An 11,775-nucleotide genomic window follows, 5' to 3' on the forward strand; every position below is an offset into this window, starting at 1 on the left:
CCAAGGCCTTCATCCAGAGATACCAGGGCCAGTTCAACGAACAGCAGCTTGCGGACATGCTCTGGATCACCCGGAAATCGCTCTGGGAAAAGAGAAAGAAGTGGGGGATGCCGAGGGAGCGGTAGGGGCATGATGCACATGAACATTGAAGATTGAGCCTCTTGCAAAAGCCCCAATTTTGTCATTCCCGCAGTGATTCTGAGCGGGAATCTGGTTCTCACCGTTTGAAAAACCATATCCCCGATAGAGCCGTTCGGGGATGACAAACAGTTTTACAAGAGCCGCAATTGACAGAATATTATGTTGTGAACTGCGGGTTGCATTTGCGAAGGGTGTGTGTGATAATCAGAAAGAAAAATTCGCGCTTGAGTCTCTGAAATGTGCGATTGAGGGAGGATGCGATGAGTCTTGAGAGTCTGATCAGCGATCTGAAGAGCGGTCTCGGGATGGTCCGGGTGAACGCCGCCGCCGAACTCGGCAAGCTTAGGGACAAGGAGGCCGAGAAGGCTTTGATAGAGGCGCTTGGCGACGAAAACATGGCGGTCCGGAACAACGCCGCTTTTTCCCTCGGGGAGCTTGGTTCGCATGATGCCGTGCCGCCGCTCATTGCCATGTTCAGCGACCCGGAAGAACGGGTGCGGAAGAGCGCGGTCAAAGCGCTGGGCATGATCCGTTCGCGCGATGCGATCTCCCCCCTCATCCAGTTGCTTGCCGCTGATCAGTCGCCCATTGTGAAGAAGAGCGCGATCCGCAGCCTGGGACAGATCGGCGGACCGCAGGCCATGCAGGTCGTCGAGCCGTTTACGATCAGCCCGGATGTCATACTCGCGGCCGTGGCAAAGCAGGCAATTGAGAAAAACAGCAAACGATGACGGTATCGCACTGACCATCGCGCGAAACGGATAAAAGGAGAAGGTATATGGAGTCCATCAGCAAGCTGCTGAACCAGATCCTGGGGCATTACGAAAAAAAGGAATATGACGCTGCCGAGAAAGCAGTGGACAGGCTCCTTGTTTCTCACCCGGATTTTCATCGGGGGCAGTTCATGAAGGCGGTGATCCTCGAAGAGACGGGGAGGGCCGTTGATGCCGAAAGACATTACGAGAAAGCGGGGAACCGGTACACGCTCTGGGGTCGTCTTGCCATGCAGCTTCAGGATATCGATCCCGATCGGGCAATCATGTATTACGAACGGGTGACCAAAGCGGACCCGCAGAACAATCTGCTGTGGTTCAATCTGGGAGCGCTCTATGAGAAGAAGAACAGGCCTGCCGATGCACGGGAATGTTACCGGAACCTGTCTCCGCTCAAAGAGGTCCTTTCAAAGATATTCATTCCTCTCGGTTTCATGATCTTTTTGATCAGCGGCGGAGCGATGATGCTCCAGCGGGGAGAACGAGGCCTCGCGGTAGTAGTGATCGCGTCAGCGGTCTTCTGTGCCTTCTGGCTGAAGCGGGATGCGGGCAAAGCGATCCAGATGATCGCGAAAAAGAGCAGGGTGAAGAAGTAGCGGCCGCGGCACGCTGTCCCTCGGCGCTTCCGGCGCGAAGGTCCGGGAGACTCAGGGCGCACACATATCCTTGAGCTGTCCATCAGCATTGGAATTTGTTGTTCTGGTTGGAGGGCCTGCGAGAAGAGCTTATGTATATTTATCTCGCAAAGTTGATGTAAGAATTCTTGGATGTCACCATCCGTCTCCTGCCACATTGCCGAGAAAATCGCACGGCTAATCGCTTCGTCCGGGGAAATATATGGTATACTGTCATCAACGTGACAAATAATTTCAAACAATTATAGCAAACGCAATAATTATTGTTATATCATTTGTAGGGCAACCCTTCAGGGTTGCTTAAAGCAAGGCTAAAGCCTTGCCCTACATGTAACAATATTTTATGCGTTTGCATTAGTTGGGACATATCGATCTCAAAATTGATCGTATGCATACTGAAGATCAACGGAAGGGCCTGCTTCAGCAATTGAACAATCATAACGACTTAGTGTCTGCGGGGAACACTATATAACGAGGAGGCGCCATGGATAATGATACACTATTTGAGGTTTTCAAGACCGGGATAATGAACGAGCACAAGGCTTACGAGTTTTACCTAAAAGCGGCCAGGGACACTGATAATCCTGATGCAAAAAAGCTTTTTGAGCAATTTGCGGCTGCGGAATTAAAGCACGAACACGACCTTGAAGATCTTTACAAGTCGCTTAAAAAACAATGATCGACAGTCGGTAGGTTTGGGCTGAACGGTGTTAATGAAGCCCAACAAATCGAAGCGAAAGAATGTTGGCAAGTTGATACTTTTGCCCAACCTACAAAACTGTCCATCAATGAGCATCCTGACACCAGGTCCACCCGCGGCATTTACCCCGCTTGTGCGCAGAAATCGCATCCGAAATATTATTGCAAGGACGTCGTCAGGCGGGTCCGGTTCAGAGCATGATCAGCACGCTCATCATGGCAATGGACCAGATGACGTCCGTGGACAATTGCATCTCACAGGTTGAATCAAACAGCAGGTCAAGACGGGCGGGAAATTCGTCGTCCTCCAGCCAGAGCGTCAGGGTAACGGGTATTCGCGGCAGGGGCGCAAGCCGGAGCGAAACATCGCCGTACGTCATGACCTCGCCGCCAAGGTTTCTCCCCTTATCAATAAACCCTTCCCGGTCCTTCCCATACTTCTTCGCGACACTGTCGAGCGGCAGGACGTGTGATCCTCTGGTGAAGATGTCGCCGCCCCTGATGTGCTCGAGCTTTACGGGCCTGTTGGTGCAGGTGATGTCCTTGGCGCTCACCAGATACCAGAGGACCGAGAGCCGAAAGAAATAGCCGAGTTTTCCGAGCAGCACCTCGCTCCCCGGAGCCGTGCTTGAGATCTTCCTGTCTCGTACGGAAACGATGAAGTCCATGCCGAATGATGTCACCTGATAATTCAAGGACACCGCATCATAGGAAACAGAAGCTGCTTTGCAGACATCCGCCGGTTTCAGCGTCGTGAGTATCTCCCATGCCTTATCTTCTCCGGGATTGTTCGTTTCCGCCATATAACCTCTTTGAAAAGTATTAATTCACTCCATAGTAACAGATAAGCCGGCTTTTGTTAAGTGGAATGGATATATGCATGCATTACGATGAATACTATGTGGGGTATGCACCGGACGGCACCTACCCCTATCGAATGGACCATATCCCCGATAAGAGCACTCGGGGATGACTCAAACAGTGCGACGATATTGTCATTCCCGAAGGTCTAAAAGCCTGCCCCAGCATGACTTAAGCCGGGGGGAATCTGGTTTGAAATAATTCACAGTATGTTGTACTAAGATCGGTGAAATGCATACCCATTTTATATCAATAAACATATTGTAACATTACCAGGTGATATTACTTGCCGCTATTTTCCGGTTACTTTTCGTAGCCCGCTTGTGCATCATGATATTACTATTAGTTACGAGTGGAATGTCTGCTCTTCGGTAATGACTTCCTCTTCATGAATTCGCGATGACTGAATTTTATCGGCCTCTATTTATAAAACGCGAACCCCTATTAGTTTCAATTATGCACTATACCATGTCCGGCTGCTCTTTCTATAACAGACTTCGAAGAATATGATAAAAATACGTTGATTTTATTTAGATTATTCCATTCCCGCCCAGCGTAACGAAAAAAAACAGATCACAGAGTTTTCCTGATATTCCCGCGAGGCAGTTCGTATGCACAGCGAGAAATAATAAAATGGAAACTGTTTTTGACTATTCGTAAATATGGTCTTTGTTTTGCTTAGATATTGATCATGAAATCCACCAAGGCGCCGAATTATGGCAACAACATCATCCTTGAAGACGTGATTGGGTTCCTGAAGAAGGTCCCGCCATTCCAGTTTCTTGGTGATACGGACCTACAGGCCGTTGCCCGGAACCTGTCCATGGAGTTCTATCCCAAGGACCTGGTGATCATGCGGCAGGACGGGCCGCCGAGTGACGCGCTTCGTATCATCAAAAAGGGCGGGGTGAAGATCGTTCTTGTTTCGGACGACGGCGGCGAGGCTGTCATCGATTACCGGGGAGAAGGGGAGACCTTTGGTTTCCTGTCCATGGTGGGCAAAGACCGGGTGCGTACCAACGTCGTGGCTGTTGACGACACGATCTGCTACCTCCTGGGTCAAGAGATGGTGAGAAAACTGCTCGATGCAAACCGTTCGTTCACTGAATTCTTCCTTCAATCCCATATCACCCGTTACATCGATAAAACCTACCGCGAGATGCAGGACAAGAGCATGTTCTACGGAGGGAGCGACCGCCTCCTGTTCACGACACAGGTGGGGGACATGGCTGTCAAGAACGTGGTTTCCACACAAGAGGACACGTCGATCCGCGAAGCGGCGCAGATCATGTCCGAGCAGAGCATCAGTTCGATCGTGATCAGGGACCGCAACGGCCTGCCCACCGGCATGGTGACCGACCGGGACCTCAGGGAAAAGGTCGTCGCACGGGGACGGAGCGTCGGGGAGCCGGTAAAGAACATTATGAGCACCTCGCTCATACGCGTGGACGCTCGGGATTACTGTTTCGAGGCCGTGCTGAAAATGATCAAGTACAACATCCACCATATTCTGGTGATCAAGGACGGCCATCTCACCGGAGTGATCACGAACCACGACATGATGATGCTGCAGGGGACATCGCCGCTCTCACTCACCAAGGATATCGAGAGCCAGCAGACCATCGAAGGGCTTATTCCGGTCTCGAAGAAGATCAACGGGATTGTCGGGCTGTTGCTCAAGGAAGGGGCCAAGGCGAGCAATATTACCAAGGTCATCACCGAGATCAATGACCGGCTCGTGCGCAAAGTTCTTGAATGCGCCGAGCGGAAGCACGGCAAGCCGCCGGTCGCCTACTGCTGGATCGGGTATGGGAGCGAAGGCCGTAAGGAGCAGACCTTCAAGACCGACCAGGACAACGCCATAATCACCGCTGATCCGGCGACGGAGGCCGAGGCGGAAGCCGCGAAAATATATTTCTCCGTCTTTGCCGAGTTTGTAAGAGACAGCCTGCTCCAGTGCGGGTTCCCGACCTGCCCGGCAAACTATATGGCGAGCAATCCCCAGTGGTGCCAGCCGATCAAGGTATGGAAAAAATATTTTTCCACCTGGATCTCGACCCCTACGCCGGAGGCCGTGCTCAATTGCGTGGCTTTCTTTGATTTCCGGCCGATGTACGGCGAGACCTCCCTGGCCGAACTGCTCCGTGATCATCTGAGCGCGCTTCTCAAAGACCAGAAGGTGTTCCTCGGTTATTTGGCGAACATGGCGATCAAGAATCAACCTCCCATCGGGTTCTTCAAGTCCTTTGTCGTGGAAAAGGGAGGGGTGCACAAGGACGAACTGAACCTCAAGATCAAAGGCCTCGCGCCCCTCGTGGACATCCTGCGGCTTTTTGCGCTCGAGAAGGGCATCCGGGAGACCTCCACCATGGAGCGGATCGAAACGCTGCGGAGCATGCATACCATCGTTGAGGAATACGCCGACGATTTCGAGCAGGCCTTCGAGTTCATCATGCTCCTCAGGATCCATCATCAGTACGAACAGATCAGAAATGGCGTGGCGCCCGACAACTTCATCAATCCAAACTTGTTGAGCAACCTCGAAAAACGGTCTATCAAAGGGGCATTCCATCTCATCTCGAAGATCCAGGACCTGATCATCGAGCTTTACAAGGCGCTGATCTGGTAGGGGAAATTCCGCGAGGGGTAAGGCGTGAGGGCGGGAGGGGTTTACATCATTACACGTTTCACTTTCCCGTGTCTCGCTGTCAGAAGCGCCTGACGCCTTACGACGAACGCTTCACGGCCCTAAAGGACTGACCTGTGTTCAGACTGATCGGGAAAAAAGAAAAAAAGCCGCAGGGGTTCAGCGCCAAGACGCCGATCACCGATGTCCGCTACGTGGTCGTGGACACGGAGCTTACCGGGCTGGATGAGAAAACGGATGCCATCATTTCCATCGGCGCGGTGCGCATGACCGGCGGCAGGATCGATCTCGGCGATACATTCTACCGGCTCGTAGGACCGAGGGCGGAACTCAGGGCGGCCAATGTGCTTATTCACGAGATCATGCCGTCCGATCTGGCGGTACAGCCCGCGATCGATACCGTGCTGGCAAAGTTCCTCGACTATGCGGGGAATGACGTGCTCGTGGGACATTTTATCTCCATCGACCTCGAATTTCTGAACCGGGAGATGAAACGGTTGTACGGACGCGAGATCGAAAACGCCGCGATCGACACGTTCACGCTCGATGAGTGGCTCCGGAAACGGTTAAAGTCCCATGCCTGTTTTGCGAAGGCGCTCTCCGGATACCGGCTTTATGATATCGCGAAAAGCGTCGGTGTCCCGGTGAACGGTTCACACAACGCGATCGCGGACGCTTTTACGACCGCGCAGCTTTTGCAACGGTTCATCCCGCTCCTTACAGAGGCGGGGGTACATGACATCGGGGAACTTTTGAAGCGTGGAAAACCATTTGAAGGAGGTGATCGATTCAGAATAACAGGAGATTTCGGAAACTTTTAGGAGCAGAATGAACAAAATACAGAAGGAGGAAGAACCATGAGTAAATTAAAACACGAAGATATCCTGCATGACCCTGATTTCAAAGACCTGTCCAGGCAGAAGTTTATCATCTCCACCATTCTGACGATCCTCGAGCTGGTGCTCTATTTCGGATTCATCGGCCTGATCGCGTTCAACAAGCCGTTCCTGGCGCAGAAGCTCTCCGAGGGCTCTGCTATTACGATCGGGATCCCCATCGCGGTAGGTACGATCGTATTCTCCTGGATCTTTACCGGGATCTACATCTGGTGGGCGAACAACAAGTATGATGTGCTGGTCAACAAAGTCAAAGAAAAGGTGGGAGGATAATCATGCCACAGACAATCATTGGACAGACAAACCCCGTTGCGATCATGTTCTTTCTTATGTTCGTGATCAGCACCCTCGGCATCACATACTGGGCTGCCAAACGGACAAGGACCACAAAAGATTTCTACGCAGCGGGCAGGAGCATCACCGGTTTCCAGAACGGGCTCGCCCTTGCCGGCGACTATATGAGCGCCGCGTCGTTCCTCGGGATCGCCGGCCTGGTGTCGACGAGAGGCTATGACGGCCTCATCTACTCGGTGGGCTGGCTTGTGGGATGGCCCATCATCATGTTCCTGATCTCGGAACCGCTCCGGAACCTCGGGAAATACACCTTCGCCGACGTGGTCGCGTACCGTCTGCAGCAGCGCCCCATCCGGGCGGCAGCCGCTACCGGATCGCTCGTCGTCGTGATCACCTACCTGATCGCGCAGATGGTGGGAGCCGGGACCCTGATTAAGCTCATGTTCGGATTGCCCTTTGAGGTCGCGATCATTGCGACCGGATCGCTTATGATTCTCTACGTGCTCTTCGGCGGCATGATCGCAACAACGTGGGTGCAGATCATCAAGGCGGTCCTCCTCCTGAGCGGCGCCACGCTGCTCGTGATCATGACCCTGTACAAGTTCGGGTTCAGCTACGGCGAGCTGTTCGGCCAGGCAAGCAAGCTTTACGGCGCAAAGTTCCTCGAGCCGGGCGGCCTGGTGACAAGCCCCATTGACGCCTTCTCACTCGGCCTCGCCCTCATGTTCGGCACGGCGGGTCTCCCGCACATCCTGATGCGGTTCTACACCGTGCCCGATGCCAAACAGGCGAGAAAGTCCGTGTTTGTGGCCACCGGGTTCATCGGCTACTTCTACATCCTGACCGTGACCATCGGCTTCGGCGCCGCGGTACTCGTGGGCCAGAAGGCCATCATGGCCATTGACAAGGGCGGCAATATGGCCGGCCCGATGCTCGCCGAGGCGCTCGGTGGAAATCTTTTTCTCGGGTTTCTGTCGGCCGTGGCATTCGCCACGATCCTCGCCGTGGTCTCCGGCCTGACGCTCGCGGGCGCATCGGCGCTCTCCCATGACCTGTTCGTGGGCGTGATCCGGCGCGGAGTTGCGGCGGAGAAGGAAGAAGTGAAGGTTGCCAAGATCTCCACGGTCGGCCTGGGCATCGTCGCGATTCTGCTCGGGATCTTCTTTAAAGGACAGAACGTCGCGTTCCTGGTCGGCCTGACCTTTGCCATCGCGGCAAGCGCGAACTTCCCGGCGCTGCTCCTCTCCATCACCTGGAAGAAACTCACCACCTACGGGGTCGTCTGGAGCATCTATACCGGCGTTATCGTGGCGACGGTGCTGATTATCCTGAGCCCGACCGTCTGGGTGGATATCATTCACAAGGAAGCTAAAACGCAAGTCGAGGTCCGGATGAAAGAGGCCGATACGGCCATGGCAACGGTTGATACCCAGATCGCGGAGATGCAGAAGCAGGTCATCAGCGCCGACGCTCTCGGCAAGATGAAGAAGAAGGAAAAGGCGGCTGCCGAGAAGCGGAATGCAGCCCTGCAGACATCGGTATCCGCGAAGGCAATGGAAAAGGAGCAGCTGGCAGCCGAGAAAAAGGAAGCAGGCTCCACGATGCCGAAGGCGATCTTCCCGCTCAAGAACCCCGGCATTTACTCGATGGCCGCGGCATTCTTGATGGCCTTCCTCGTTTCCATCATCAATCCCGAGAAGGCGGCAGAGGACAAGTTCGCGGGCGTGAAGGTCCGTGAGTATCTCGGCATAGGATCAGAGGAGTAAACAGTCAGAAGCTGTACCGAAACATACCGTGAATCGGTGAGCGGTCAGCAGGAATCCATGCATCCCCGCTCGCCGGTTCACTCCCCTGGGGAAGGATGTCGCGGCCATGGCGCAGGGTACCTGTTCCCCTGAAGCCGGCGGCTGAAATCCGTCGGCCATAGAGGCGAGAAATTATTTCTCCAGCGGAGTTTACTTTTCACGGCGTATTGTGTATGCTTGTTCGCGGGTCCAGGGCCCGACACTATGATCATCCAGATAAGGAGAAACAATCATGGCAGATGATAGCATCCAGGTACTGTCGACGGAGAAAAGGACCTTCCCTCCGTCAAAGGAATTCAGCCAAAAGGCGCATATCAAGAGCATGCAGGAGTACGAGCAGCTCTATAAGCGCTCCGTCGACGACCCCGAGAAGTTCTGGGGAGAGATGGCGGACAAGAACCTCACGTGGTTCACGAAGTGGACCAAGGTCCTCGATTATGATTTTCACAAACCCTATATCAAGTGGTTCATCGGCGGGAAGCTGAATGCCTCGGTGAATTGTCTCGACCGCTTCATCAATACCCCCACGCGCAACAAGGCGGCGCTCATTTGGGAGGCGGACGGGGGAACCTACAAGACCTTTACCTATCAACAGCTGTACTACGAGGTGAACCGCTTCGCCAATGTTCTCAAGAAGAAGGGCGTCAAAAAGGGCGACCGGGTCACCATCTATTTGCCGATGATCCCGGAGCTTGCCATCTCCATGCTGGCCTGCGCCCGGGTGGGCGCTATCCACAGCGTGGTGTTCGGCGGTTTTTCCGCGAAGGCGATGCGTGATCGCATCCAGGACTGTCAGTCGTCCATGGTGATCACCGCGGACGAAGGGGTCCGCGGCGGCAGGTACGTGCCCTTGAAGGCCAATGCCGACGAAGCAATTCTCGAATGCCCGACCGTCAAGGACATGATCGTGGTCCAGCGGGCAGGCACCGGCAAGGTCAACATGGAACCGGGCAGGGACACGTGGTGGCATGAGGATATGGCCGGCAAGGACATCACCAACTACTGCGAGCCCGAGAAAATGGACGCGGAGGACCCGCTCTTCATCCTGTACACCTCCGGCTCCACGGGCAAGCCCAAGGGCGTGCTGCACACCACGGCGGGATACATGCTCTTTACCAATTTGAGCTTCCGGTGGATCTTCGACTACCATGATGAGGACATCCACTTCTGCACTGCCGACATCGGGTGGGTCACGGGCCACAGTTATATCCTTTACGGACCGCTTTCGAATGGAGCGACGTCGCTCATGTTCGAGGGCATCCCGAGCTATCCCGACCCGGGCAGGTTCTGGGACATTGTTGACAAGCACCGGGTAAACATCTTCTATACCGCCCCGACGGCGATCAGGGCGCTCATGAAGGAAGGCGAGAGCTGGGTGGCCAAGCATGAACTTTCATCGCTGAAGGTCCTCGGGTCGGTCGGCGAGCCCATCAACCCCGAGGCATGGATGTGGTACCACAAGAACGTGGGCCATGAAAAGCTCCCGATCGTGGACACCTGGTGGCAGACCGAGACCGGCGGCATCCTGATCACGCCGCTGCCCGGCGCCATGACGACGAAGCCGGGCTCGGCAACAAGACCGTTTCCCGGCGTCGTTCCGAGCGTGGTGAAAGAAGACGGTTCACCCGCAAAGGCGAATGAAGGCGGATACCTGGTCATCGATAAACCCTGGCCCGGCATGCTGCGCGGAACGTATGGAGATCCGGAGAACAAGCGCATCAAAGAGGTCTACTTCAGCAGGTTCCCGGGCAAATACTTCACCGGCGACGGCGCGCGGGTGGACGAGGACGGCGATTACTGGCTCATGGGCCGCGTGGACGATGTGATCAACGTTTCAGGACACCGGCTCGGCACGGCCGAGGTCGAGTCCGCGCTCGTCAGCCACGAGGCGGTGGCCGAGGCCGCGGTCGTCGGGTATCCGCACGACATCAAGGGCGAAGGCATCTACGTGTACGTCACGCTCAAGGACGGGTTCAAGCCCTCCGATGATCTTAAGAAGGTCCTCACGGGCCACGTCCGTTCGGTCATCGGGCCGATCGCCACGCCGGACAAGATGCAGTTCGCGCCCGGTCTCCCGAAGACGCGGAGCGGCAAGATCATGCGCCGCATCCTTCGGAAGATCGCGCACGGCCAGATGGACGAACTCGGCGATACCTCGACGCTTGCCGATCCGTCGGTGGTGGACAACCTGGTGAAAGGGAAGTTGTAGATCCGCGCCGCAGTAACGTGAACGACAAGGGGGGATTGGAGCAGTTATCCAATCTCCTCTTTTTTGTTTGTGGATCCCGTTCTCTATGAACCTTTTCTTCAAGGAAACCACGTCAGGACGAAGTCCGTTTTCCTGTGCAAGAAATCTGTTTTGCCAACCCAAACGCAGGCCAACTCGACATCGAGGCGAAAACCCTCGAACGTGAATAGGGGCTCCGGGGGCAGAAGAAGTGTGGTATACTGGCACAAGTGTGAAAAATGACGATTGAGCGCTGAGAGCGGGAGAATATTCGTGTAAAATGACACGCTGTAATCGACAGATACAACTATTAATCGGAACGCCGCATGTGCAGCTGTTATAGAGTAGAAAGACTGAGGTGCAGCATGTCAGCTAAAGACCTTAATTCCTCCATTCGCAAACCCGCCGCCGGCACGGTGGAAGGCATCACCGAGGTCCGACGCCAGGAAGCCTTGCTTAAAACCGGGGCACTGCAGAGCGCGATTTTTAACAGCGCCAACTTCTCGAGCATCGTCACCGACGCGAAGGGCGTCATCCAGAGCTTCAACGTCGGCGCGGAACGGATGCTGGGCTACACGGCCGCCGAAGTGATGAACAAGCTCTTCCTATGCACGGCACTTAATGCGACAGAGTCCTTCCGATCGACCAGAGAGGACCAAAAATGAAAGTTGCAACCAAAGGACAAGCATCGGGGGAACTTGACCCCAAACTGTTATTGAGCGTCTTGACGGCGGTTAAAAAAGGGGACTTTTCGGCGCGCATGCCGCTGGACTGGACCGGCATCGACGGCAAGATCG

At 54.6% G+C, this 11,775-nt stretch carries 9 protein-coding genes and 1 pseudogene; 9 read left to right on the forward strand and 1 reads right to left on the reverse strand.

Translation table 11 applies throughout. The features are described from left to right. Positions 1 to 401 precede the first annotated feature (401 nt). The 3 genes from M0R70_16375 (at position 402) to M0R70_16385 (ending at position 2,228) form a co-directional block, all read left to right on the forward strand. Positions 402 to 872, forward strand: a complete 471-nt coding sequence (locus M0R70_16375; GenBank protein MCK9420935.1) for a HEAT repeat domain-containing protein — start codon at positions 402 to 404, stop codon at positions 870 to 872. Positions 873 to 919: 47 nt separating this feature from the next. Then, positions 920 to 1,510 (forward strand): tetratricopeptide repeat protein, encoded by a 591-nt coding sequence (locus M0R70_16380; protein ID MCK9420936.1) that lies wholly within the window; start codon positions 920 to 922, stop codon positions 1,508 to 1,510. 523 nt (positions 1,511 to 2,033) lie between these two features. After that, positions 2,034 to 2,228 (forward strand): hypothetical protein, encoded by a 195-nt coding sequence (locus M0R70_16385; protein ID MCK9420937.1) that lies wholly within the window; start codon positions 2,034 to 2,036, stop codon positions 2,226 to 2,228. Between the two features lie 211 nt (positions 2,229 to 2,439). On the opposite strand, the gene M0R70_16390 is transcribed toward M0R70_16385, so the two are convergent. Next, a complete protein-coding gene (locus M0R70_16390) occupies positions 2,440 to 3,051 on the reverse strand; it encodes a DUF3786 domain-containing protein (GenBank protein ID MCK9420938.1) in 612 nt (203 codons plus the stop codon). A gap of 749 nt (positions 3,052 to 3,800) precedes the next feature. Here M0R70_16390 and M0R70_16395 point away from each other — a divergent pair. From M0R70_16395 to M0R70_16420, 6 genes and pseudogenes are all read left to right on the forward strand, one after another. Continuing rightward, a complete protein-coding gene (locus M0R70_16395; protein ID MCK9420939.1) occupies positions 3,801 to 5,738 on the forward strand; it encodes a DUF294 nucleotidyltransferase-like domain-containing protein in 1,938 nt (645 codons plus the stop codon). 134 nt (positions 5,739 to 5,872) lie between these two features. Beyond that, on the forward strand, positions 5,873 to 6,577 hold the full coding sequence (locus tag M0R70_16400; GenBank protein MCK9420940.1) for a 3'-5' exonuclease: 705 nt from the start codon (positions 5,873 to 5,875) through the stop codon (positions 6,575 to 6,577). A 36-nt stretch (positions 6,578 to 6,613) separates the two neighbouring features. Then, complete coding sequence (locus M0R70_16405) at positions 6,614 to 6,925, forward strand: DUF485 domain-containing protein (protein MCK9420941.1); 312 nt, start codon at positions 6,614 to 6,616, stop codon at positions 6,923 to 6,925. A 2-nt stretch (positions 6,926 to 6,927) separates the two neighbouring features. Continuing rightward, complete coding sequence (locus M0R70_16410) at positions 6,928 to 8,712, forward strand: sodium/solute symporter (GenBank protein MCK9420942.1); 1,785 nt, start codon at positions 6,928 to 6,930, stop codon at positions 8,710 to 8,712. A 271-nt stretch (positions 8,713 to 8,983) separates the two neighbouring features. Then, positions 8,984 to 10,960 carry an acetate--CoA ligase gene (gene acs, locus M0R70_16415; GenBank protein MCK9420943.1) on the forward strand — a complete coding sequence of 659 codons (1,977 nt, stop codon included), beginning with the start codon at positions 8,984 to 8,986 and terminating at the stop codon, positions 10,958 to 10,960. A 383-nt stretch (positions 10,961 to 11,343) separates the two neighbouring features. Beyond that, positions 11,344 to 11,577, forward strand: a pseudogene (locus M0R70_16420) (PAS domain S-box protein). Positions 11,578 to 11,775: the final 198 nt, after the last annotated feature.

This window comes from Nitrospirota bacterium (assembly GCA_023229435.1).
Taxonomy (GTDB): Bacteria; Nitrospirota; UBA9217; order UBA9217; family UBA9217; genus JALNZF01.